The following is a 23071-nucleotide window of genomic DNA, read 5'->3' on the forward strand; positions in this document are numbered from 1 at the left end:
TGCCGTCTATCTTTTCTCGATCCGCATTCTCATACCGAAGCGCGGGCGCAACGTCACGCGTCCCTGCGGGTGCACAGGGTGGCCCTGCTTCAGACGCAGACGGTATTTCCGCCCGATCACCGCCAGAGCCAGCTGTCCCTCGATCTGGGCGAAGCCCGATCCGATGCAGATGCGCTGGCCGGCGCCGAAGGGAAAATAGGCGTGCTTGTGACGCCCGTGGACCTCGTGATCGGCGAAACGTTCCGGATCGAACAGTTCCGAATTCGGCCAGAGCTTGGGATTGCGGTGCGTGATGTAGGGGGACGCGGAGACGATGGCGCCCTTGGGCACGGCCAGTTCGCCCCCAAGACGGTCGGCCTTCTCGGCCGTGCGGCTGATGGAGAAGGCCGGCGGGAAGAGCCTCAGCGTCTCCTCGAAGATCATCCGCGTCCGCTGCAGGTCGCGGATGTCGTCGAAGCCCTGCCGGCGGTCGCCGAGTTCAGCATCCAGCTCCGCGTGAAACTTCGCCTCTTCCTCCGGATGCTGCGACAGCAGATAGAACGCCCAGGTCAGAGCCTGCGCCGTGGTCTCGTGACCGGCGGCGAACAGGGTCAGCACCTCGTCGCGAAGCTGCCTGTCGGACATGCCTTCCCCGTTCTCCGGATCCCGGGCGTCCAGCAGCATCTGCAGCAGGTCCTCGCGCGCGCCCTCGCCTTCGCCGCGGCGGTTCTCGATCATCCCGAGGATCATCTCATCCAACGTGCGGAGCGCCTCCTTGACCCGGGGATCGCGGAACCGCGGCATCCACTCGGGCAGGCCGAGCAGGTCGATCGTCGAGAGCCGGCCCAGATTTCCGATCAGGATGCCGATGGCGTCGCCCAGCCGGTCGATGTCGCGCACGATGTCGGAGGAGAACAGCGTCCGCGCCACGATCTCCATGGTCATCCGCATCATCTCGTGGGCGATGTCGACATGACGATCGGTGTCGGCGTGTTCTTCCCAGCGCTCGTTCAGCGCTTCGGCGCAGTCGACCATGATGTCGGCCAGCACCTGCAGCTTGCGGAAGTGGAACGCCGGCGCGGCGATGCGGCGCTGCCGTTTCCAGAAATCGCCTTCGGACGTCAGCAGCCCGTTGCCAAGGGCCGGCCCCAGAATCTGGCGGTTGAGGCGACCTTTTGAGTAGATGTCGGTCTTGTCGACCAGCATCTCCTTGATCAGGTCCGGGCGGTTCAGAATGATGAAGGTCTGGAAGGCGAAACGGCGGACCGACCAGTCCTTGTCGAAGATGTAGGGCGGGTAGAGATCGACCACATTGTCCTGCATGACCCGCAGGCTCTCGACCAGACCCAGCCGCCGCTCGGGGCCGCGGTGACGGAAGACGGGCCGCTCGCTGTCGGTGACGCTCATCTGCGGCGCTGCGCCTTTCCTTCGTAGGGATTGTTGCTCTTGCGCAGGTTAATGCGGACCGGCACGCCTTTCAGCCCGAATGTGTCCCGCAGCCCGTTCACGAGATAGCGTTCGTAGCTTTCAGGCAGCGAGCCGCCGGACGAGGTGAACAGCGCGAAGGTGGGCGGGCGGGCCTTGGCCTGGGTGATGTAGCGGATGCGGAAACGGCGGCCGCCGACCAGCGGCGGCGGATGCCGGGCCGTCATCTCTTCCAGCCACGCGTTGAGCCTCGCCGTGGGAACCCGGAGGTTCCAGGCTTCTTCGGCCTTCAGCACCGCCGGCATCAGGCGGTCGATGCCACGTCCGGTGACCGCCGAGAGCGTCACGATGGGGACGCCGCGGGCCTGGGCCAGTTGATGCTCCAGCCGGTAGCGGACGCCGGACAGCACCTCGGCCCCGTCTTCGACCAGATCCCACTTGTTGATGGCGATGACGAGCGCCCGGCCCTCGTCCAGGGTCTGGCGCGCGATCGCCAGGTCCTGCTTCTCCAGCGCCTGCATCGCATCGACCAGCAGTATGACGACCTCGGCGAAGTCCAGTGCGCGGCGGCCGTCCGCGACGGCCAACTTTTCCAGTTTCTGCTCGACCTTCGCCCGGCGGCGCATGCCGGCGGTGTCGAACAGGCGGATGGCACGGTCGCGCCACGTCCAGTTGATCGAGATGGAATCGCGTGTGATCCCGGCCTCGGGCCCTGTCAGCAGCCGGTCCTGGCCGATCAGGCGGTTGATCAGCGTCGACTTTCCGGCATTCGGACGCCCGACCACGGCCAGCATCAGCGGCTTCACGGTCTCCGCCTCACCGTCTGTGGACCTGCCGCCCTCCGGCACAGCCGCGATGATGGCGTCGGCCATGTCGATCAGCCCCTCACCATGTTCGGCGGAAATTCCGAGGGGTTCGCCCAGACCGAGTTCGAAGGCCTCCAGCCGCCCGGCCTCGCCCGCCTTGCCCTCGCACTTGTTGGCGCAGACGATCACCGGCGTCGGCTGTTCGCGCAGCCAGCCCGCGAAATGCTTGTCCAGGGGCGTCACGCCGGCGCGGGCGTCGATCAGCATCAGCGCCACATCCGCCTCGGCCAGCGCGGCTTCCGTCTGGCGGCGCATGCGGGCCTCGAGGCTGTCGTCGAAAGCTTCTTCCAGCCCGGCCGTGTCGATGACGCGGAACTGCAGCGTCCCGATACGCCCCTCGCCCTCGCGGCGGTCGCGGGTCACGCCCGGCAGGTCGTCGACCAGCGCCATGCGCTTGCCCACCAGCCGGTTGAACAGCGTCGACTTGCCGACATTGGGTCGGCCCAGAATGGCAACGGTAAGGCTCACGCGCGGTCCTTCAGCGGAAGGCGATCAGTTCGGCGTCGTCGGTGACGATGTAGAGCGTGTTGTCGACCACGATCGGCGGCACGGAGACACCCGCACCGACATCGATCCGGCCGAGCGCGCGCCCGTCATAGGGCGAAAGGGTGTGAACCTGCCCCTGGCTGCTGCCCAGGATCAGGCGGTCCCCTGCCAGCACAGGTCCCACCCAGATGACGCGGTTCCCGCGGTCCTCGTTGTTCTCGAACTTCGGCATCTGCGTCACCCAGCGGACGCCGCCGTCAAGTGTCGAGACGCAGACCAGTTCGGCCTCCGACGTGACCAAATAGAGGAAATCGCCCGAGAGCCACGGCGTCTCGCTTCCAGCAAGCTCCTGATCCCAGACCCGGTTGCCACGCCGCAGGTCCAGCGCCGCAAGATATCCGCCCTGGCTGACAACGTAGACACGTTCCTCGTCGATCACCGGCATGCCGTTGATGTCATTGATCGAGCCCAGCGGGGTGATGCGGCGGGCGCGGACCAGCTGGTCCGACCAGATCGACTGGCCGGTATCCGCGCGGAGCGCATAGACCTCGCCTGACGAATAGGGCGCCAGCACGAACGGCCCCGCCGCGGTCGGCGCCGGAGCGCCCATCAGTTCCGCAGTCTCGAGCAGGCCCTGATGCTGCCAGATCTCCTCGCCGTTGCGCAGGTCATACGCAATCAGCCGGTTCTCGGTCGCCAGAACGTAGACACGGTCGTTCGCGACCAGCGGTGCGCCGCGGATGGGTCCGTCGACGTCGATGCGCCAGAAATATTCGCCCGTCCTGGGATCGATCGCGTAGACCTCGCCATAGGGCGTCGTGGCGACGAGCACGCCGCTGCCGACGGCCAGACCGCCCCCGATTTCGCCAAGCTCCTCGCCGCGGCGGGCAAAGCCGACCTGCCAGCGCTCGGCGCCGGTCTCCTGATCCCAGGCCGTGACCAGGGCGCGGGCGTCCATGGTGTAGATGAAGCCGCCGGCGGCCACGGGCCGGGCGACGATCTTTTCCTCACCGCCCCCGCCGGCGCCTATATCGACGCTCCAGACCTGCCGGATGGTTTCGGAAAGCGAGGGATGCTGCATGACCGCCGCCGTCGATCCGCCGGCCTGCGGCCATTCGGCATTCACATAGGGCGCAGGCAGGGCCACGGTCAGGTCCTGCACGGACTCGTCGGGCTCCAGCTTGCTGTCGAGCGCCAGGACGGAGATGCGTTCGCCGGGAAGCGGCTGCTTCTCGGACGTGAACCAGCCATTGACCGTGTCACACCCGCCGAGCAGGAGGCCCATGAGGGTCAGGGAAGCTGCCAGTCGAAATGCGGCCAATGACGTCAGCCCCCGAGAGAGAGCAGGAAACGGTTCACGCGGTCGCGCTGGGCGGGCGTCGCGGCCGCGTCCTCGGCGATCGCCTTCAGTTCGGCGATGGCGCCATCGCGGTCGCCCTTCGCCAGCAGCGCGGAAGCGCGGATCTCGCGCGCTGCGGTGCGGAAGGGTCCCTCGGCGTCGGGCACGCTGCCCAGGCGCGCAATGGCGCCGTCGGCGCTCTCGACCTCGAGCGCCAGCAGCGCCGCCTTCATGCGGATCAGATCGTCATAGCGCTCACCGCCGGCATCGCCCTCGAGCAAACGGTCATAGGCCGCCAGCGCCGCGCTGCCGTCGCCGGCCTTCGCCCGCGCATCGGCCGCCTGCAGCGCCGCCAGCAGGCGGTAACCTTCATTGCCATCGACCGCCAGCGACTCGAAGGCGGCGGCCGCATCGGCGAACTGATCCGCCGCCAGCAGGTTCATGCCCTGCTCGAAGCGGGCGCCCTGCTCCTCGCGCTCGGACTGCTGCATGTCCTTCCAGATGACCGATCCCGCGACGGCCGCAATGATGAGCACCGCCACGCCGGCCGCCATGCCGCCGTAGCGCTTCCACATCGTTTCCATCTTTTCGCGGCGGACATCCTCGTCCACCTCGCGGAAAATAAGATCGTCGCTCACGTACTGTCCGCCCGTCGCTACGGTGAAATCGCCCGTCTAGATAGACGCTGCACCGCCCCGATGCAAACGGCTGCAACGGCCATGTCCTGCTTGACGGTTCGCGGGCGCACTGATTTGTTGCCGCCGCACTTCAAGCCCCTTTCAGGACGAGCGCCCGGCCGATGATCCTGCTGATCGATAACTATGACAGCTTCACCTACAATCTCGTCCACTTCATGGGCGAGCTGGGCGCGGAGATCGTGGTCAAGCGCAACGACGTGCTGACGGTCGCCGAGGCGCTGGCGATGAAGCCCCAGGCCATCGTGCTGTCGCCCGGCCCGGGGCGTCCGGAAAGTGCCGGCATCTCACTGGAATTGCTGGAAAAGGCGCCGGCGGACCTGCCGGTGTTCGGGGTCTGCCTGGGGCATCAGTCCATCGGTCAGGCCTATGGCGGCAAGGTCGTGCTGGCCAGCGAACTGATGCACGGCAAGACCTCCGAGGTGCACCACGAGGGCGACGGCGTCTTCCAGGGCCTGCCCGACCGCTTCCGCGCCACCCGCTACCATTCTCTGGCCGTGGAACGCGAGTCGCTGCCCGATCACCTGCTGATCACCGCCGAGACCGACGACGGGCACATCATGGGCCTCCGGCACCGCGACCGGCCCGTCTACGGCGTCCAGTTCCACCCTGAGAGCATCGCCTCCGAGCACGGGCACGCGCTTCTCGGCAACTTCCTGAAGCTCGCCGGAGTGCTGCAATGAATGACATGGACACCTTCAAGGCGCTGATCGGACGCGTTGCCGAGGGCGAGCGCCTGCCGGTCGATGCGGCGAAGACGGCCTTCGACATCATGATGTCCGGCAACGCCACACCTTCCCAGATGGGCGCCTTCCTGATGGGGCTTCGGGTCCGCGGCGAGACCGTCGATGAGATCACCGGTGGCGCGATGGCCATGCGCGCCCGCGCCGAATCGGTCAGGGCGCCGGCGGGGGCCATCGATACCTGCGGCACCGGAGGCGACGCCAAGGGCACATGGAACGTCTCCACCGCGGCCGCCCTGGTTCTCGCGGCGAGCGGCGTGCCGGTGGCCAAGCACGGCAACCGCGCGCTGTCGTCGAAGACCGGCGCCGCCGACGTGCTGGGCGCGCTGGGCGTCAATATCGACTGCCCGTTCCCGCTGATCGAGCGGTCGCTGAACGAGGCCGGGATCGGCTTCCTGATGGCGCCCCGGCACCACGGCGCGATGCGCCATGTCGGCCCGACCCGCGTCGAGCTGGGGACCCGCACGATCTTCAACCTGCTGGGGCCGCTGTCGAACCCGGCCGGGGCGAAACGCCAGTTGATGGGCGTCTTCGCGAAGCAGTGGGTCGAGCCGCTGGCGCATGTGCAGAAGGCGCTGGGCGGCGAGAAGGTCTGGGTCGTGCACGGCTCCGACGGCATGGACGAGCTGACCACGACCGGCCCCTCCTTCGTCGCCGAGCTGGCAAATGGCGAGGTCCGCACGTTCGAGGTCTCGCCCGCCGACGCCGGACTGCCGGAGGCCAGCCCCGACGAGTTGAAGGGCGGCGCGCCGGAGCAGAATGCGGCAGCCCTGGATGCGGTGCTGAACGGCGCGAAGAACGCCTTCCGCGACATCGTCCTGCTGAACGCCGCCGCCGGCCTCATCGTCGCCGACCGGGCCGCCGACCTGAAGGAAGGCGCGGAGATGGCTGCCGCGGTGCTGGACAATGGCGCCGCCGCCCGCACACTGTCGAAGCTCGCCCGCATCACCAACGAAGCGCCGGAAAGCTGATGGGCACCGTCCTCGACAGGATCTGCGACGACAAGCGCGACCACATCGCCCGCTGCAAGGCCGAACGGCCGTTCGCCGCCGTCGAGGCCGCGGCGAAGGCCCAGGACGCGCCCCGCGGTTTCGCGGCCGCGCTGAAGGCGCATCAGGATGCCGGCCGCTACGGGCTGATCACCGAAATCAAAAAGGCCTCGCCGTCCAAGGGGCTGATCCGGGAGGACTTCGATCCGCCGTCGCTGGCCCGCGCCTATCAGGCCGGCGGCGCCAGCTGTCTTTCGGTGCTGACCGACGCGCCCTATTTCCAGGGCGCAGACGCCTATCTGGTCGCCGCCCGGACCGCGGTGACGATCCCGGTGCTGCGCAAGGACTTCATGCTGGATCCCTACCAGATCGCGGAAAGCCGCGGCCTCGGCGCCGACTGCGTCCTGCTGATCATGGCAGCGCTGTCAGACGCGCAGGCGGCGGAACTGGAATCCGCTGCGTTCGGTTACGGCATGGATGTGCTGGTCGAGGTGCACGATCTGGAGGAACTGGAGCGCGCCAAGACTCATCTGAAGTCTGAATTGATCGGCGTAAACAACCGAAATCTCAAGACTTCTTGATGTCGATCTTGCTACCACCGAGGCCTGCGCCGCCGCCCTGCCGGCGAGCGCGATCACCGTCAGCGAGAGCGGTCTCGGCGGCCGCGCCGATCTGGACCGGATGGCCCGCGCCGGCTGCCACAGCTTCCTGATCGGCGAGAGCCTGATGCGCCAGGACGACGTCGCCGAGGCGGTGCGCACCCTGCTGCAGCCCGCCGGCCTGCAGGCGGCCTCCTGACCATGTCCGGCTTCACCCATTTCGACGACAAGGGCAGCGCCCGCATGGTCGATGTGGGCGAGAAGGACGTCACGAAGCGCACCGCCACCGCCGAAGCCCGCATCCTGATGAACCGCGAGACCCTGGACCTGATCGTCGAGGGCCGGTCGAAGAAGGGCGACGTGCTGGGCGTGGCGCGGCTGGCCGGCATCATGGGTGCCAAGAAGACGCCGGACCTGATCCCGCTCTGCCATCCGCTGGGCCTGAACAATGTCGAGCTGGAGCTGACGCCCGAAACCGATCCGCCCGCGATCCGCATCGAGGCGACCTGCAAGGTCACCGGCAAGACCGGCGTCGAGATGGAGGCGCTGACCGCCGCCTCGGTCGCGGCGCTGACGGTCTACGACATGTGCAAGGCCGTGCAGAAGGACATGGTCATCACCGGCGTCCGCCTGCTGATGAAGGATGGCGGCAAGTCGGGCCGCTTCGAGGCCTCTTGAGCGACCTGCTGCCCGTCGGCGAGGCCCGCGCCCGCATCCTCGCGGCGCTTGGCCAGACCCCGTCGGAATGGGTGAGCCTTGAACATGCCCTGGGCCGCGTGCTGGCCAAAGGCACGGCGGCGCGACGGACGCAGCCACCCAGTGACCTGTCGGCCATGGATGGCTACGCCTTGCGCGCCGAGGACACCGCCCCCGGCAGCGCACCGCTGAAGCTGATCGGCGAGAGCGCCGCCGGCCGGCGCTTCGACGGTGAGGTCGGATCCGGCGAGACTGTGCGCATCTTCACCGGCGCGCCCCTGCCCCCGGGCGCCGACGCGATCCTGATCCAGGAAGACGCCGAAGTGGCGGGCGACCAAGTGCGCCCGATCGAGAGCGTCACCCCCGGCACCTATGTGCGACCGGCCGGCCTCGATTTCCGGACCGGCGACGACGGGCTGGAAGCGGGGCGCCTGCTCTCCCCGCGTGATATTGGCCTGCTGGCGGCCATGAACGTGCCCTGGGTCCGGGTGCGCCGCCGCCCCCGGATCGCCCTGCTCTCGACCGGCGACGAACTGGTGCGGCCAGGGCGAGCAGCCGGGACCCGACCAGATCATCTCGTCCAATTCGCTGTCTGTCGCCGGCATCGTGCGCCTCGCCGGCGGCGAGCCTGTCGACCTCGGCATCGCCCCGGACGAGCCCGGCGCGCTGGCGGAAGCCGCGTCCCAGGCGAAGGGCGCGGACATGCTGGTCACGCTGGGCGGCGCATCGGTCGGCGATCATGATCTGGTGCAGGACGTGCTGGCCGACCGCGGCGTCGGGCTCGACTTCTGGCGCATCGCCATGCGGCCCGGCAAGCCGCTCATGTTCGGCCGCTATGGCGGCGTGCCGCTGCTCGGCCTGCCCGGCAACCCGGTCTCCTCGCTGGTCTGCGGCGTGATCTTCCTGCGGCCGGCCATCCGCCAGATGCTCGGCCTCGCGGACCCCGCGCCGCCGGTGCTGAAGGGCCGCCTCGGTACCGCCCTGAAGGCCAATGACCGTCGAGAGGACTACCTCCGCAGCCGCATCGAACGCAGCGCCGACGGCGCGGTCACGCTGTTCCCCTTCTCGCGGCAGGATTCCTCGATGCTGTCGGTGATGTCCCGAGCCGACGCCCTGACCATTCGCCCGGCCCACGCGCCGGAAGCGAAGGCCGGCGCGGAAATCGAATATATCGCGCTCGACGGCCTCGCCTGACGCTATTTATTGACGATTCAGGGGAACTTTCTTAGAACATAAGGCGATTCGTTCACTAACCGAGGGACGCGAAGCGCCATGTTGACCCGGAAGCAGCAGCAGCTCCTCCTCTACATCCACGACTATCTGAAGGAGAACGGCGTCTCGCCCTCCTTCGACGAGATGAAGGAAGCGCTGGACCTGAAGTCGAAGTCGGGCATCCACCGCCTGATCATGGCGCTGGAGGAGCGCGGCTTCATCCGCCGCCTGCCGCACCGCGCCCGCGCCCTGGAGGTGGTCAAGCTGCCCGACTCGGCGACGCCCGAGGGCCGCAGCGCCATGGCCGAGAAGCAGACCGGCTTCCAGCCGCAGATCGTTTCCAACCGCAACTTCCCGGCCGCCAGCCCGCCGCCGCCCTCGCAGCCGATGGGCGACATGGTCAGCCTGCCGCTGTTCGGCCAGATCGCCGCGGGTACGCCGATCGAGGCGCTGCGCGACCACAACAATTATGTCGACATCCCTTCCCACGTGCTGGGCCGGGGCGAGCACTACGCCCTGGAGGTCGCCGGCGATTCCATGATCAATGCCGGCATCCTGGACGGCGACACGGTGGTGATCGAACGCTCGGATACCGCCGAGAACGGCGCCATCGTCGTAGCGCTGGTCGAGGGCGAGGAAGTCACCCTGAAGCGGATCCGCCGCAAGGGCGCCTCCATCGCGCTGGAGGCCGAGAATCCCTCCTACGAGACCCGCATCTACCGCGAGGACCAGGTCAAGATTCAGGGCCGGCTGGTGGCGCTCTTCCGCCAGTACTGATCCCGCGCCGGCGGCGGATCGGGGTTCCAGCGCCGCTGGCCCCGGACGCCGTCGGCCGAGCGGACCACAGGCCCGCGCACCGGGTCGAGCCAGACCGCATGCGCCCCGTCGCGCCAAATGTCGAAGCGGTCGACGATCACCCGCGCCGAGGGGCAGCGGCCCCGGACCGGTTCCAGGCTGATGACGATGTCGGCGCGGCGGCAATCCTCTGCGATGGCCGCCGGCGAAGCCGGCAGCGCCACCATCCAGCCCTCCACGCGCAGAATGCAGCCTGCGAGATCACAGCGGAGCCGCCCGTCCAGGCTGACACCGCCCGAACCCGGCCAGCGCCCGGCTGCGGCCAGCCCGTCACGGGCGACCCACTGGTCGGCGGTGAACTTCTCCCGGCGGTCCGACGAAAGCATCAGCCCGCCATCCGCGGTCCGGACGCCGACGATCCGCGCGTCGGCATCGACCCGGACCAGCGGCCGCTCGGCCAGATAGGGTGAAAAAAGGCCGGCGGCCACCGCGGCCAGTCCCCAGAACCGCCAGGCCTTCGACATCAGGCAGAGCCAGAGTCCGCCCAGGCTGACAGCCAGCAGGCCCCAGACCGGCATGGCGGGCACCAGCCGCACCGCGCCGGGCAGGCCGGCGACGAAGTCTGCCACGGCCATGACGAGTTCGATCCCCTGCCCCATCGCCCAGAGCGGCAGGCCTTCCAGCCCGAGCGGCATCAGCAGGGCGCTGACCGTCGCCGCCGGCATCACCCAGAAGGCGACCAGCGGGATCGCCGCCAGATTGGCGATCAGGCCGTAATCGGCGAAGCGTCCGAAATGGTAAATGGCGAAAGGACCGGTCGCGACGCCCGCGATCAGGGTCGTCAGTCCGACACCGGCGAGATAGCGCCAGATGCGCGCCGGGACGCTGCCCCGCCCCACGGCAACCCGCCAGCGGTCGCCATAGGCCTCATACGCGGCAACGAGCGCGGTGACCGCGGCGAAGGACATCTGGAAACCGGGCTCGACCAGCGATTCCGGCGTCACCGCCAGCACCAGCAGCGCCGCGATGGCGACAGTCCGGAGCGAGATCGCCCGGCGGTCGACCAGCACCGCCAGCATGACCAGCGCTACCATGACATAGGCCCTGACCGTGGTGACGGACCCGCCGGTGATGACCAGATAGCCGAGACCGCCGGCCAGCGCCGCCAGCGCGGCCCACTTCTTCACCGGCCGCCGGAGCGCCACCGACGGGAACAGGGCGAGCACCGCCCGCAGGCCGAAGAAAAGGAACCCGGTCACCAGCCCCATGTGCAGCCCGGAGATTGCCAGCAGATGCGCCAGCCCGCTGTCGCGCAGCGCCTGTTCCTGCGCCTCGGTGATGCGGCTGCGGTCGCCGGTGATCAGCGCCGCGGCGATGCCGCCCGACGGCGGACCGACCGCTTCGGCGATGCGCACGGCCAGCCGGTCGCGGAACCGGTTGAACCGCTCGGCGAAACCCGGCGGCGCCGGGTCGATCTCCGCGGCGCCCAGCGCGAAGCCATAACCGCCGATACCGCGGTAATAGGCGTAGCGCTGGAAATCGAACGCTCCCGGCTCCGCCGGCGACGAGGGCGGCTGGGCGGAGGCGAGCATGCTGATCCGGTCACCCGGCGAGACGGGGCGATCCGTGGTCCGGACCGAAATGCGCAACAAGCCTGGCAGGTCGTCCGCGCGCAGGCCGCCGAAACTCTCCGGCCGGAGCGTCACCCGCATGGCCTCGGGCCGCCTGTCGATATCGGTGACGATGCCGGACAGCGGCGCCGGGCCGACCTGGGCAGGCAGCACCGGCGCGGCGATCATCTCGGTTCTCAGGAGAGCGAGACAGAACCCCGTGGCGGCAATCAGCACGGCGAGGGCCGCATGCCGCAGCACTGTCTCGCGCAGCATGGCGAAGGCGAAGCCGCTCAGTGCCAGCGCGCCGAGCACGGCCCAGAGCGGCGGCTCGGCAGGCACGGCGAAGTAGACGCCGATCCCCGCGCCCAGCAGGACCGGCGCGGCATAGAAGGCCCGGTGCGCCTCGGCGGCAAGGGCCCGGACCACCGCGCCAGCGGGGTCGCGCAGCCCGGCGAGCATTGCGGGCCCGAGCCGTCTCGTCAGCCGCCGGGGGATGTGATACATCAGCGCCTCCTCGCATGATGCTACGTCATTCCCCTGATTTCTGGAGCGTTTTTGCATGGCAGAGCCCGGCGTCGTCACCCGTTTCGCCCCCTCGCCCACCGGCTACCTGCATATCGGCGGCGCACGGACCGCGCTGTTCAACTGGCTGTTCGCCCGCGCCAATGGCGGCAAGTATCTGCTGAGGATCGAGGACACCGACCGCAAGCGGTCGACGGACGAGGCGATCGAGGCGATCTTCGACGGGCTCGCCTGGCTGGGCCTGGATCATGACGAGGAACCGGTCTTCCAGTTCTCCCGGCAGGCCCGCCACGCCGAGGTCGTGCAGCGACTGATCGACGGCGGCCACGCCTATCCCTGCTACGCCAGCCCCGAGGAACTCGCCGAGATGCGCGAACAGCAGCGCGCCGCGGGACAGCCGGTCCGCTATGACGGGCGCTGGCGCGACCGCGATCCGGCGGACGCGCCAGCGGGCGTGAAACCGGCCATCCGGCTGAAGGCGCCGCAGACCGGCGAGACGGTGATCGAGGATCTGGTGCAGGGCACCGTCACCTTCCGCAACGACCAGCTGGACGACATGATCCTGCTGCGCGCCGACGGAACGCCGACCTACATGCTTTCCGTGGTGGTCGACGATCACGACATGGCGGTGACGCACATCATCCGCGGCGACGACCACCTGGTGAACGCGGCCCGTCAGAGCCTGATCTACAAGGCGCTGGGCTGGGACGTGCCGGCCTTCGCCCATATCCCCCTGATCCATGGTCCGGACGGCGCCAAGCTGTCGAAGCGGCACGGCGCGCTGGGCGTCGACGCCTATCGCGACATGGGCTACCTGCCCGAAGCCATGCGGAATTATCTGGTCCGCCTCGGCTGGTCGCATGGCGACGACGAGATCTTCTCCACCGAACAGGCGATCGAATGGTTCAGCCTGGACCATGTCGGCAAGGGCGCGGCGCGTTTCGACTTCCAGAAGCTGGAGCATCTCAACGGCCATTACGTCCGTGAAGCCGAGGACGGGCGTCTGACCGATCTGGTCTGCGCCAGCCTGGAAAGCGCGGGCCAGAGCGTTGATGCGCTCGCGCGCCAGCGCATCGGCGACCTGATGGCGGGTCTCAAAGAGCGTGCGAAGACCATTGTCGAACTGGCTGAAAGCGCTAGATTTCTTGTCAGGCAGCGGCCGCTCGAACCGGACGAAAAAGCGACGAAGCTGCTGGACGGCGACGCCCGCGCCATGCTGGACCGGCTCGCCGCCCGGCTCGACGCTCTGGACGGCTGGGACGCCGCATCGCTCGAAGAGGCCGTCCGCGCCCACGCGGAGGCCGAAGAACTGAAGCTCGGCAAGGTGGCGCAGCCTCTCAGGGCCGCCCTGACCGGGACGAACGTATCGCCGGGCATCTTCGATGTGCTGGCGGTACTGGGACGGGAAGAAGCGCTCGGCCGCATCCGCGACGCGGCCTGAGGGGTGCGTCATGTCATTTTCACGGCCCCCGGTTTGGCTATAATGCCGCCGCAAGAGGGGCATGCCGCCGACGCCACAACTGCGGGCGCGGCCAACGCAACAGGAAGGGGATCTCAATGAAAGAGGCCAAAACCAACGGCAAGGCGTCCATTTCGATCGATGGCGGCAAGACGATGGAGGTCGACATCTTCTCCGGCACCGTCGGACCGGACGTGGTCGATATCCGCAAGTTCTACGGCGACACCGGGCTGTTCACCTACGATCCGGGGTTCACCGCAACCGCGAGCTGCCAGTCGGAAATCACCTTCATCGACGGCGATCTCGGCGTGCTGCTGCACCGCGGTTATCCGATCGACGAGCTGGCCGAGCATTCGGACTATCTGGAAGTCTGCTACCTGCTGCTGAACGGCGAGTTGCCGAACGCGGAGGAGAAGGCCAAGTTCGTCGACACGGTCACCAAGCACACCATGCTGCACGACCAGATGAACAACTTCTTCCGCGGGTTCCGGCGCGACGCCCATCCCATGGCGATCATGGTCGGCGTGGTCGGCGCGATGAGCGCCTTCTACCATGACAGCACCGACATCGACGATCCGCACCAGCGGATGGTCGCCTCCTACCGGCTGGTCGCCAAGATGCCGACCATTGCCGCCTGGGCCTACAAGTACTCGATCGGCCAGCCGTTCATCTATCCGAAGAACGACCTGTCCTACTCCGAGCGCTTCCTGGACATGATGTTCGCGGTTCCCGCCGAGGCCTACCGGGTCGATCCGGTGCTGGCGAAAGCGATGGACCGCATCTTCATCCTGCACGCCGATCACGAGCAGAACGCCTCCACCTCGACGGTGCGTCTCGCCGGCTCGTCGGGCGCCAACCCGTTCGCCTGCATCGCGGCCGGCATCGCCAGCCTCTGGGGTCCCGCCCATGGCGGCGCCAACGAGGCGGTGCTGAAGATGCTGGAGCAGATCGGCTCGGCCGACCGTGTCGGCGAGTTCGTGAAGAAGGCGCAGGACAAGAACGACAGCTTCCGCCTGATGGGCTTCGGCCACCGGGTCTACAAGAACTACGATCCGCGCGCCAAGGTGATGCAGCAGACCTGCCACGAGGTCCTCGACCTGCTCGGCATCAAGGACGATCCGCTGCTGGAGATCGCCATGAAGCTGGAGAAGGTGGCGCTGGAAGACCCCTACTTCGTCGAGAAGAAGCTCTATCCGAACGTCGACTTCTATTCCGGCATCATCCTCAAGGCGATGGGTTTCCCGGTGGACATGTTCACCGTGCTGTTCGCCCTGGCCCGCACCGTCGGCTGGGTGGCGCAGTGGAACGAGATGATCCAGGACCCGCATCAGAAGATCGGCCGCCCGCGCCAGCTCTACACCGGCCCGGAACAGCGCAAGTACGTGCCGATCCACAAGCGCGGCTGATACCGCGGACCAGCCTGACGGCTTTCAGGGGGGCCTCCGGAGCGACCCGGGGGCCCTTTCTGCATTCAGAACGGGAATTCAGTAGCCCGACAGGACATACCGGACCGCCCGGCCGATACCCCAGACGACGGCTGCGGCGATGGCCAGCACGATCGCGAAGAACCAGGCATCGTTGCCGCCGGTTCCGAGCACGGCGAGCACAGCGGCCAGAACAAGACCGATTGCCGCCAGGCCAGAGGTCAGCCAGTAGATCACGCGGCCCAGCCTGACCAACGCCGTATCCGGCTGTTTCAGGCTCGGTTCCGGACGTGGCATTCGCAGGTTCTCCCGCAGATGATCGCTGCTAGACGAAGGCTTCCGACTGCGCCCGCTCCATCTGCGGCGAGCGCCCGTACATCTCACGATAACACTTGGAGAAGTGCGAGGCCGAGACGAAGCCGCAGGCGATGGCGACATCGACGATCGGCATGTTCGACTGCAGCAGCAGATGCCGCGCCCGGTCGATGCGGATTTCCAGATAGTAGCGTGCGGGCGAGCGTCCGAGATGGCGGCGGAACAGCCGCTCAACCTGCCGCCGCGAGAGCCCGACATATTCGGAGATCTCCGAGAGCGAGAGCGGTTCGGAGACGTTCGCCTCCATCAGTTCGATGATCAGCAACAGCTTGGCGTGATGCAGCCCGAGGCGCGCCTGCAGCGGCAGACGCTGCCGGTCGCGCTGGTTGCGGATGCGGTCGATCAGGCAGTATTCGCAGACCTTGGTGACCACGTTCTGGTCGAAGTGCTCCTCGATCAGATGCAGCATCATGTCCAGCGCCGCCGTGCCGCCCGCGCAGGTGTAGATCTCGTCGTCGATCTCGCAGAGATCGGCATGGACCTCGGCCATTGGAAACTTCTCGGCAAAGGCCGGCAGCGTCTCCCAGTGAATCGAGCAGCGCTTGCCCTCCAGCAGGCCCGCCTGGGCCAGCAGCCAGGCGCCGGTGCACAGCCCGCCGACGGCAATGCCGTGGCGGTGCATCGAGCGCAGCCAGCCATCGAACTGGGCGTTGCGGAACGCTTCGACCTTCACGCCCGAGCAGACCAGGATGATCTCGGGCTTGATCTCGTCCAGCATCCGCTGGCGCGCATGATCCAGCGACATGTCGACGCCGACGTCCAGGCCGTTCGAGGCCGTCACCGGCTGGCCGTCGAGCGAAACCACGGTCCATTCATAGGCGGTGAGGCCGAGCGTGCGGTTCGTCAGGCGCAGGGGCTCCAGCGCCGACGCAAAGGCAATCATCGAGAAATTGGGCACCAGGAAGAAAACGACCCGATGTGTTGCCATTCGCTGCAACCTTCTCAACGCAGTACAGCAGCGGTCCCGCCCGTGAACCGGCTGGCTGTCGTGTTATTGGGTCCGGCCGCCCCGGGAATCGGGAGCGCCGGACATATTTTCCTGCGTTCGAACGCTGCCCCCGACGGGGCGGCATTGGCAAGTCCTGATTTACGTATGTGAATCCGTTACGGTCCCCGCGATGCAGGCTGGACAGCCCGCCAACGCCGACTATTTCTGGCCCGACGGAACAGGGAGAACGACATGGCCGACCGCAGGAACAGGCAGGGCTTCTCGACCCGCGCCATCCACGCCGGACAGCGCCCGGACCCCACGACCGGCGCCGTGATGACGCCGATCTACGCGACCTCGACCTATGTCCAGGAGAGCCCGGGCGTCCACAAGGGCTATGAATACAGCCGGACCCAGAATCCGACGCGGCAGGCGTTCGAGGCCTGCGTCGCGGATCTGGAAAGCGGCGCGCACGGCCTCGCCTTCGCCTCCGGCATGGCCGCGATGGGCACGGTGCTGGAACTGCTGTCCAGCGGCGATCATGTGGTGGCGATGGACGATCTCTACGGCGGCAGCTATCGCCTGTTCGAAAATGTCCGCAAGCGTTCCGCGGGTCTGGATTTCAGCTTCGCCGACCTTTCGGATCCGGCGGCGTTCGAGGCCGCGATCCGGCCCGAGACGAAGATGGTCTGGGTCGAGAGCCCGACAAACCCGTTGCTCAAGCTGGTCGACCTGAAAGCCATCTCGGCCATCGCCAGAGCACGCGGCATCCTGATGGTCTGCGACAACACCTTCGCCACGCCCTTCTGCCAGCGTCCGCTTGAGCATGGCGCCGACATCGTCGTCCACTCGATCACCAAGTACATCAACGGCCATTCCGATGTGGTCGGCGGCGTCGTCGTCATCGGCGAGAATCCGGATCTGAAGGACAGGCTCTACTATCTGCAGAACGCGGTCGGCTCCATCCTGGGCCCATTCGACAGCTTCATGGCACTCCGTGGCGTGAAGACCCTCGCGCTCAGGATGCGGCAGCATTGCCGTTCGGCCCAGGCGATCGCCGAGCATCTGGAGGCGCATCCGAACATCGAACGTGTCGTCTATCCCGGCCTGCCGAGCCATCCGCAACACGATCTGGCGAAGCGGCAGATGGACGGCTTCGGCGGCATGGTCACGGCCTTCATCAAGGGTGGGCTGGACGAGGCCCGGACCTTCCTTGAGCGCTGCGAGATCTTCGCCCTGGCCGAAAGTCTCGGCGGCGTCGAGAGCCTGATCGAGCATCCGGCGATCATGACCCACGCCTCGGTGCCGCCGGAGATCCGTGCCGAGCTCGGCATCTCGGACACGCTGATCCGTCTGTCGGTGGGTGTCGAGGATATCGAGGACCTGATTGCGGAACTCGACCGGGCACTGGGCTGATGGCGGCAGGCGACCAGACCGCGCGCCTGCTGGAGGTGATGGCGCGGCTCCGGGATCCGCAGACCGGCTGTCCCTGGGATGTGGAACAGACCTTCGCGACCATCGCGCCCTACACCATCGAGGAAGCCTACGAGGTCGCCGACGCCATCCAGCGCGAGGATCTCTCCGATCTGAAGGGCGAACTGGGCGACCTGCTGTTCCAGGTCGTCTTTCACAGCCGCATGGCCGAGGAGGCCGGGGCCTTCGCCTATGACGATGTCGCCGGACACATCGCCGACAAGATGATCAAGCGGCATCCCCACGTCTTCGGCAATCAGGAAGGGATCGACAGCGCCGGCGCCCAGACGCTGAACTGGGAAGCGCAGAAGGCCGCCGAACGGGCCGAGAAGGCGAAGCAGGACGGCCGCCGGGAATCGGCGCTCGACGGCGTTGCGCTCGGCCTGCCCGCCCTCACCAGAGCCGAGAAGCTGCAGAAACGCGCTTCACGGGTCGGCTTCGATTTCCCGGATGTCGGACCGGTTGTCGGCAAGATCGTCGAGGAACTGGACGAGGTGCAGGCCGAACTGGATGCGGGCGACGATGTCCGGCTGGCCGAGGAGATCGGCGATCTCCTGTTCGCCGTGACCAATCTCGCGCGGTTCCGGAAGATCGATCCTGAAGCCGCGCTCCGCGGCGCCAACGATCGCTTCGCCAAGCGCTTCCGTGCCGTCGAGGCGGGCCTGGAACGGGATGGCAAGCGACCGCAGGACGCTACGCTTGAGGAGATGGACCGGCACTGGAACGCGGCGAAGAAGGCGACCTGACCGTTGATCTGAATCAAGGCGCTTTCCGCCTGGCCGGGCATTCTCGCGGAGTACCGAAAGGAGCCCGTCACGATGCCCCAGGCCCGTACCGATCTGATCCTCCGTCACAGCGAGCGGCTGATCCCGCGCTACACCAGCTATCCGACCGCGCCGCACTTCCGGAACGACTTCAACGAGGATCAGTACCGGCACTGGCTGGCGCAGATCGATCCCGGCCGTCCCGCCTCTCTCTACATCCACGTGCCATGGTGCCGGACGATGTGCTGGTACTGCGGCTGCAACGCCCGCGCGACCCGGAACGACAAGCCGGTCGAGGCCTTTCTCGACAATCTGCTGGCCGAAATCGACATGGTCGCGGCGTCGATACCGGGCCGGCTGCGGCTGCAGCATATCCACTGGGGCGGCGGCAGCCCGTCCATCGTCGCGCCGGGGCGGTTCGAGCAGGTGATGGATCGTATCGGGCAGCGGTTCTCCATCGACAGCGGTGCCGAAATCGCGGTCGAGGTCGACCCGCGACAGATGACGGTGCCACTGGCCGAGGCCTATGCCCGGTCCGGCGTCAACCGCGCCAGCCTGGGCATCCAGACCTTCGACGTCCGCGTCCAGCTTCGGATCAACAGGCTGCAGCCCTTCGATCTGGTCGAAACCGCGGTCGAGCGGCTGCGCGGCGTCGGCATCGACAGGCTGAATGCCGACATCCTCTACGGCTTGCCTGGACAGACAGTCGAGTCGGCGGCGGACACGGCGGCGCGCGTCGTCCAACTCGATCCGTGGCGGGTCTCATCCTTCGGCTATGCGCACGTGCCATCGATGAAGCGGCATCAGCGCCAGATCAGGGAAGCGGAACTGCCCGGTCCTGAGGCGCGGCTGGAGCAGGCCGAGGCCATCGCGTCCGTCCTGGCATGGGGCGGCTACCGACAGATCGGTCTCGACCACTTCGCACGGACCGACGACGACCTGAGCCGCGCGCAATCCGACGGCCAGCTGCGCCGCAACTTCCAGGGCTACACGACCGACGCCTCGGACATGCTCATCGGCTTGGGTCCGTCGGCCATCGGCAGCTTCAGGGAAGGCTATGTCCAGAACTCGCCGGATCTGAGGCACTGGATGCGCTCTGTCGAGGCCGGCGAATTGCCGGTCGCCCGCGGTCGCGTGCTGACACCTGAGGACCGGATGCGGCGTGACATCATCGAGCGGCTGATGTGCGACCTCACCGTCGATGTCGGACAGGTGGCGCACCGGCATCGCCTGCCGAAGCCTGACTTCGACACAAGCGATCTGGAGGAGGACGGGATCGTGCGGCGTTTTGGCGACCGCCTGATCGTCGATCCGAATTTCCGCATCCTGACCCGTGTGGCCGCCGCGGCCTTCGATGCCTATCTGGCGCCGGAGGAAAGGCGGCACTCGGCGGCTGTCTAGCCCTTCGGCGTCAAGACGGTGATCCGCTCGAACTCGGCCTCGACCCGCTCACGGCTGAGCGGCATCCGGATGTACTCGCCGCGCTGCCAGAGCGGCAGCTGATCGGTGAAACCCTCGGCGTTGAGCCAGCCATCCTGCCCGCCCAGAATGACGAACCAGTTGGCGTCAGGATCCGACATGTCGGAAATCTGGCGCGCCTGCGATCCATAGAAGGCCGGGTGGCGTTCCTCGGTGGGATTGTGGGCCGATTTCATCACCGTCTCGTTGGAGCCGCCGCCCGGCACGTCGCCGAACACGTAGCGGCCGCCGATGACAGGCGCGTTGGCCAGCGGATGCCGGAGCTGCAAACGGTGCATCCGGCCCCATTCGCCGAACTCGTCGACGGTCTCGCGGGATTCGGAAATGGCATGGGCGACGGCGTCAGCCGCATCCTTGGGCCCCAGACGCCTGAGATCCGCAGCGAGCTTGACCCGGAACCAGGACCAGCGGCCGATCACCTCCAGCACATCTTCCTCGCCAAGCTTCTCGTAGACCTTCGGCGTCAGCGCCGCGACGAAAGCCTCGAAGGCCAGGGCCCCGCGGGACTCGATCTCGTAATCCCCGTCCCAATCGGCCATGGACGGCGGCACCTGATCACGCAAGTCCGCCCGTTCGGCGAGGTCAAGGATCGCGTCTCGCAGGACCATCGCAGACGGGGAATGGGTGTTCCGCTGCAACGCCGCCATGTAGTCCCTGTCGACATCACGGGCCTCGGCCAGTGCGCGCTTCAGGACCGAGATGCGGTCCGGCGGCGTGTCGAACAGCGTCATCGGCGCCTCGAACGGCGCTGTCGGATTGTTGGCCGACGCCACGAAGCCCTCGTCCGGATTGACGATCCAGGGCAACTGCCCAGCGGTGTAGATGCGGTCCCAGGGATTCGCCTCGCCCGGGGCGGGCGGGTCCAGCACAAGGTCTCTCGGGGAATCGAGCGGGCGGTCCGGCAGCTTGGCCGCCGTGCCGATGGCGATGTCGCCATCCGCGGTCGCCAGCACGAAGGCCAGGCCCGGGATCGCGTAGTCGTCGAAGGCCGTGCGGAACTCGGCGATGGTCGAGGCCCGCGCGCCATCCATGTAGGCGGTCAGTTCGTCGGAGAACTGGTGCCCGATCCATTTCAGCGCGATGCGGCGTTCCTGCGGATCGTTCACGAGCGGCGAGTCCGTGATCAACGGGCCCCAGGGGGAATAGCGCCGAATCACCTCGCGGTCGAAGCCGAAGCGGTTCACGATCACATCGGTTTCGGTCCGGAGTTCGGACTCCGGAATCGCGGTCACATCGATCAGGTCCGACGAGCGCGCCCGGAGGTTGGTCGCCCCCCAGGCCAGATCCCGGTTACGGCCCAGACCGAAGATGGGCATTCCGGCCGGCATCATGCCGACGACCTCGTAGGACGGCGTCTTCAGCCCCGCCAGCAGCCAGATGTTGGGCGCGGTGATGCCCAGATGCGGATCCGTCGCCATCATCGGCGCGCCGCTCGCCGACCGCGCGCCGTTCACGGCCCAGGCGTTGGAGCCGCTGCGGGCATGCGCGCCGATCATGTCGAGCAGCGCCGCCAGCTTGACGGCGGCATCACGCTCGCCGTCGGCCTCGGCAACGCTGCGGATCGCGCCACCGTTGAAGTTCATGGCTTCGCGCCAAATCTCGGGCCAGTCCGGCCGGGACGTCAGCGCCAGCATGCCGATCGAGGTCAGCCAGTTGACGTCGGATCCGGCCAGCCGGCCGAAGGCCAGGATATCGACCGGAGTCCAGGGCTCCGGCTTGAAGGCGAACAGCTTGTACTCGTGAGGCAGTTCGTCGATCCGCCCCAGATAGGCGTTCACGCCATCCGCAAAGCGGTCCAGCCACTCCCGTGTCGCCGGCGGCAGCTTCTGATAGTTCTGCTCGGCCCCGCGGTAATAGCCAATCAGACGCACGGTCTCGTCGATGTCGGCGGCCAGCGGCCCGGCGATCTCGGCGACACGGCCCGAGGCCAGCCGCCGCGCGATCTCCATCTGGCCAAGGCGGAGATGGGCATGGACATAGCCCAGCGCGTAGGCCGCATCGGAGTCGTTCCCGGCCGTGATCCACGGCACCATGTGGCTGTTCCAGCGGATCTCGACCGGCTCGGCGAGGTCCAGACCGCCGGTCTCCATCTGCGCGATGCGGTCCGCGATCGAAACCTGTTCGGGAATGCTGGTGAACAGGCTGCAACCGGCAACCAGAGCTGCAACGGCAACGGTTGAAAGCATGCCGGTGAGCGAACGAGTCATGATGGCCCCTGTCGTGATTTTGCGGTCCCGTAACTGGACCCTGCTTACGTTAGGAGACCGAAATCGGATGACAAGTGACCGCCGGTCACTTCTGCCGTGCCGTTACAAACGGTTGCCGGAAGACAGCTCCGGTTCGTCTATTTCCGGAAATCGAGAGTGAACGACGCGCCCAGACCGGCCGACGTCTCGAGCACGATCCGGCCGCCAGCCGCCTCGACGGCGTCGCGGGCCTCGGACAGACCGACACCGCGTCCCGCCAGTTCCGTCGGCACGTTCTGCGTCGTGAACCCGTCCTGAAAGACCCGCGCGACAATTTCGTCGGGAATCCCGCCGCCATTGTCGGCGAACCGGACCTGAAGGCCGTCGCTGCAGGCTTCGGCGGAAATGGTGATGAGGCCGGTCTCCGGCTTGCCGGCCGCCTTGCGCACATCCGGCGCTTCGATGCCGTGCACGACAGCGTTCACTGCAAGGTGCGGTAGCGCGACCTTCAACGCCTCATAAGCCCTGGAGGGCACGAACAGGTCCCCGCCCTGCACCAGCATGAACAGCCGCTTGCCTTCGCGGTCCGCGGTCTTTTGCACCAGTTCGTTGGCCCACCAGAGGCAACTGCCAAAGCGGTAGACCGCAGGCTCGCCAAGATCCTCGGCTTCCAGATTCATGCCGTCGAGGATCAGCATGATCTCGTCCATGGTGACCGCGAAAGCGTCGGCATCGAATTTCCCAGGTCCGGCCAGAAAGGATTCCAGACGGTGCAACACCCGGGTCAGACGGGCCGCGCCGATGAAGCCGGTCGCCCCCTTCAGCGTGTGGAGACGCTTCAACCAGCGCATGCGAACACCGGCATCGGCGCCTTCGCCGGCAAGCGAGGCCTTGCGGATGACGGCCAAGCTTGAGAGACAGTCGGCGAGAACGGTCGCTCGGGGCGAATGCAGATCGTCTTTCTGTTCGGCGATGGCCATGTCGTCGGTTCCGGGAGGCATGGGACTGCCGCATCTTAGGCAGG

Annotated in this window: 19 protein-coding genes and 2 pseudogenes; 12 read left to right on the top strand and 9 right to left on the bottom strand. The window is 67.3% G+C overall.

The genetic code is table 11. The features are described from left to right. Nucleotides 1-6 precede the first annotated feature (6 nt). Genes ACMVY4_RS16860 through ACMVY4_RS16875 form a run of 4 tightly spaced genes read right to left on the bottom strand, consistent with a single transcriptional unit; the run spans nt 7 to nt 4733 of the window. Entirely contained in the window at nt 7-1386 is a 1380-nt protein-coding gene (locus ACMVY4_RS16860; protein ID WP_416897148.1) for a cytochrome P450, read from the bottom strand. Further along, nucleotides 1383-2738: a ribosome biogenesis GTPase Der gene (der, locus tag ACMVY4_RS16865; RefSeq protein ID WP_416897149.1), complete on the bottom strand. Its 1356-nt coding sequence runs from the start codon at nt 2736-2738 to the stop codon at nt 1383-1385. Before der ends, ACMVY4_RS16860 begins: the two co-directional genes overlap by 4 nt. A 10-nt stretch (nt 2739-2748) precedes the next feature. After that, the gene (locus tag ACMVY4_RS16870; protein WP_416897150.1) at nt 2749-4041 is read right to left on the bottom strand and encodes a PQQ-binding-like beta-propeller repeat protein; all 1293 of its coding nucleotides are present in this window, start codon (nt 4039-4041) and stop codon (nt 2749-2751) included. A 41-nt stretch (nt 4042-4082) separates the two neighbouring features. Then, on the bottom strand, nt 4083-4733 hold the full coding sequence (locus ACMVY4_RS16875; RefSeq protein ID WP_416897151.1) for a tetratricopeptide repeat protein: 651 nt from the start codon (nt 4731-4733) through the stop codon (nt 4083-4085). Nucleotides 4734-4894: 161 nt separating this feature from the next. On the opposite strand from ACMVY4_RS16875, the gene ACMVY4_RS16880 reads away from it, so the two are divergent. The 7 genes and pseudogenes from ACMVY4_RS16880 (at nt 4895) to lexA (ending at nt 9806) form a co-directional block, all read left to right on the top strand. After that, nucleotides 4895-5473: an anthranilate synthase component II gene (locus ACMVY4_RS16880; protein WP_416897152.1), complete on the top strand. Its 579-nt coding sequence runs from the start codon at nt 4895-4897 to the stop codon at nt 5471-5473. 5 nt (nt 5474-5478) lie between these two features. After that, on the top strand, nt 5479-6504 hold the full coding sequence (trpD, locus tag ACMVY4_RS16885) for an anthranilate phosphoribosyltransferase (RefSeq protein ID WP_416900339.1): 1026 nt from the start codon (nt 5479-5481) through the stop codon (nt 6502-6504). After that, a pseudogene (gene trpC / locus ACMVY4_RS16890) lies at nt 6504-7320 on the top strand (indole-3-glycerol phosphate synthase TrpC). The gene trpD and the pseudogene trpC overlap by 1 nt, the downstream one beginning before the upstream one ends. A gap of 2 nt (nt 7321-7322) precedes the next feature. After that, nucleotides 7323-7799: a cyclic pyranopterin monophosphate synthase MoaC gene (gene moaC, locus ACMVY4_RS16895; protein WP_416897153.1), complete on the top strand. Its 477-nt coding sequence runs from the start codon at nt 7323-7325 to the stop codon at nt 7797-7799. Nucleotides 7800-7870: 71 nt separating this feature from the next. Next, nucleotides 7871-8227: pseudogene (locus tag ACMVY4_RS16900) on the top strand (molybdopterin molybdenumtransferase MoeA); the annotation flags it as partial. A 196-nt stretch (nt 8228-8423) separates the two neighbouring features. After that, the gene (locus ACMVY4_RS16905) at nt 8424-9011 is read left to right on the top strand and encodes a molybdopterin molybdotransferase MoeA (RefSeq protein WP_416897154.1); all 588 of its coding nucleotides are present in this window, start codon (nt 8424-8426) and stop codon (nt 9009-9011) included. Between the two features lie 78 nt (nt 9012-9089). Then, nucleotides 9090-9806 carry a transcriptional repressor LexA gene (gene lexA / locus ACMVY4_RS16910; RefSeq protein ID WP_416897155.1) on the top strand — a complete coding sequence of 239 codons (717 nt, stop codon included), beginning with the start codon at nt 9090-9092 and terminating at the stop codon, nt 9804-9806. Here lexA and ACMVY4_RS16915 read toward each other — a convergent pair. After that, complete coding sequence (locus ACMVY4_RS16915; protein WP_416897156.1) at nt 9770-11941, bottom strand: ComEC/Rec2 family competence protein; 2172 nt, start codon at nt 11939-11941, stop codon at nt 9770-9772. The two genes, lexA and ACMVY4_RS16915, sit on opposite strands and share 37 nt — an antisense overlap. A gap of 55 nt (nt 11942-11996) precedes the next feature. Between ACMVY4_RS16915 and gltX the strand changes: the two genes are divergently transcribed. Together gltX and gltA are read left to right on the top strand one after the other, a co-directional pair. Beyond that, nucleotides 11997-13400 (top strand): glutamate--tRNA ligase, encoded by a 1404-nt coding sequence (gene gltX, locus ACMVY4_RS16920; RefSeq protein ID WP_416897157.1) that lies wholly within the window; start codon nt 11997-11999, stop codon nt 13398-13400. 116 nt (nt 13401-13516) lie between these two features. Further along, nucleotides 13517-14824, top strand: a complete 1308-nt coding sequence (gltA, locus tag ACMVY4_RS16925) for a citrate synthase (protein ID WP_416897158.1) — start codon at nt 13517-13519, stop codon at nt 14822-14824. Between the two features lie 78 nt (nt 14825-14902). On the opposite strand, the gene ACMVY4_RS16930 is transcribed toward gltA, so the two are convergent. After that, complete coding sequence (locus ACMVY4_RS16930; RefSeq protein WP_416897159.1) at nt 14903-15139, bottom strand: hypothetical protein; 237 nt, start codon at nt 15137-15139, stop codon at nt 14903-14905. A gap of 28 nt (nt 15140-15167) precedes the next feature. Next, nucleotides 15168-16145, bottom strand: coding sequence for a GlxA family transcriptional regulator (locus ACMVY4_RS16935; RefSeq protein ID WP_416897160.1), 978 nt, complete (start codon nt 16143-16145; stop codon nt 15168-15170). A 252-nt stretch (nt 16146-16397) separates the two neighbouring features. Here ACMVY4_RS16935 and ACMVY4_RS16940 point away from each other — a divergent pair, with 252 nt between their 5' ends. The 3 genes from ACMVY4_RS16940 (at nt 16398) to hemN (ending at nt 19783) form a co-directional block, all read left to right on the top strand. Further along, nucleotides 16398-17561 (top strand): cystathionine gamma-synthase, encoded by a 1164-nt coding sequence (locus ACMVY4_RS16940; RefSeq protein ID WP_416897161.1) that lies wholly within the window; start codon nt 16398-16400, stop codon nt 17559-17561. Then, nucleotides 17561-18364: a nucleoside triphosphate pyrophosphohydrolase gene (gene mazG / locus ACMVY4_RS16945; RefSeq protein ID WP_416897162.1), complete on the top strand. Its 804-nt coding sequence runs from the start codon at nt 17561-17563 to the stop codon at nt 18362-18364. The genes ACMVY4_RS16940 and mazG overlap by 1 nt, the downstream gene beginning before the upstream one ends. 72 nt (nt 18365-18436) lie before the next feature. Then, nucleotides 18437-19783, top strand: a complete 1347-nt coding sequence (gene hemN / locus ACMVY4_RS16950; RefSeq protein ID WP_416897163.1) for an oxygen-independent coproporphyrinogen III oxidase — start codon at nt 18437-18439, stop codon at nt 19781-19783. Here hemN and ACMVY4_RS16955 read toward each other — a convergent pair. Next, the gene (locus tag ACMVY4_RS16955; protein WP_416897164.1) at nt 19780-22068 is read right to left on the bottom strand and encodes a penicillin acylase family protein; all 2289 of its coding nucleotides are present in this window, start codon (nt 22066-22068) and stop codon (nt 19780-19782) included. The two genes, hemN and ACMVY4_RS16955, sit on opposite strands and share 4 nt — an antisense overlap. A gap of 137 nt (nt 22069-22205) precedes the next feature. Next, a complete protein-coding gene (locus ACMVY4_RS16960; protein WP_416897165.1) occupies nt 22206-23048 on the bottom strand; it encodes an ATP-binding protein in 843 nt (280 codons plus the stop codon). Nucleotides 23049-23071 lie beyond the last annotated feature (23 nt).

The organism is Minwuia sp. (assembly GCF_048007105.1).
In the GTDB taxonomy this organism is placed as follows: Bacteria; Pseudomonadota; Alphaproteobacteria; order Minwuiales; family Minwuiaceae; genus Minwuia.

Bases quoted from the DNA above. Each gene is read 5' to 3' on its own strand.
- ACMVY4_RS16860 (WP_416897148.1), bottom strand. From the start codon at position 1,386: ATGAGCGTCACCGACAGCGAGCGGCCCGTCTTCCGTCACCGCGGCCCC.
- ACMVY4_RS16870 (WP_416897150.1), bottom strand. From the start codon at position 4,041: ATGGGCCTCCTGCTCGGCGGGTGTGACACGGTCAATGGCTGGTTCACG.
- ACMVY4_RS16880 (WP_416897152.1), top strand. From the start codon at position 4,895: ATGATCCTGCTGATCGATAACTATGACAGCTTCACCTACAATCTCGTC.
- trpD (WP_416900339.1), top strand. From the start codon at position 5,479: ATGGACACCTTCAAGGCGCTGATCGGACGCGTTGCCGAGGGCGAGCGC.
- moaC (WP_416897153.1), top strand. From the start codon at position 7,323: ATGTCCGGCTTCACCCATTTCGACGACAAGGGCAGCGCCCGCATGGTC.
- lexA (WP_416897155.1), top strand. From the start codon at position 9,090: ATGTTGACCCGGAAGCAGCAGCAGCTCCTCCTCTACATCCACGACTAT.
- ACMVY4_RS16915 (WP_416897156.1), bottom strand. From the start codon at position 11,941: ATGTATCACATCCCCCGGCGGCTGACGAGACGGCTCGGGCCCGCAATG.
- gltX (WP_416897157.1), top strand. From the start codon at position 11,997: ATGGCAGAGCCCGGCGTCGTCACCCGTTTCGCCCCCTCGCCCACCGGC.
- gltA (WP_416897158.1), top strand. From the start codon at position 13,517: ATGAAAGAGGCCAAAACCAACGGCAAGGCGTCCATTTCGATCGATGGC.
- ACMVY4_RS16930 (WP_416897159.1), bottom strand. From the start codon at position 15,139: ATGCCACGTCCGGAACCGAGCCTGAAACAGCCGGATACGGCGTTGGTC.
- ACMVY4_RS16935 (WP_416897160.1), bottom strand. From the start codon at position 16,145: ATGGCAACACATCGGGTCGTTTTCTTCCTGGTGCCCAATTTCTCGATG.
- ACMVY4_RS16940 (WP_416897161.1), top strand. From the start codon at position 16,398: ATGGCCGACCGCAGGAACAGGCAGGGCTTCTCGACCCGCGCCATCCAC.
- mazG (WP_416897162.1), top strand. From the start codon at position 17,561: ATGGCGGCAGGCGACCAGACCGCGCGCCTGCTGGAGGTGATGGCGCGG.
- hemN (WP_416897163.1), top strand. From the start codon at position 18,437: ATGCCCCAGGCCCGTACCGATCTGATCCTCCGTCACAGCGAGCGGCTG.
- ACMVY4_RS16955 (WP_416897164.1), bottom strand. From the start codon at position 22,068: ATGACTCGTTCGCTCACCGGCATGCTTTCAACCGTTGCCGTTGCAGCT.
- ACMVY4_RS16960 (WP_416897165.1), bottom strand. From the start codon at position 23,048: ATGCCTCCCGGAACCGACGACATGGCCATCGCCGAACAGAAAGACGAT.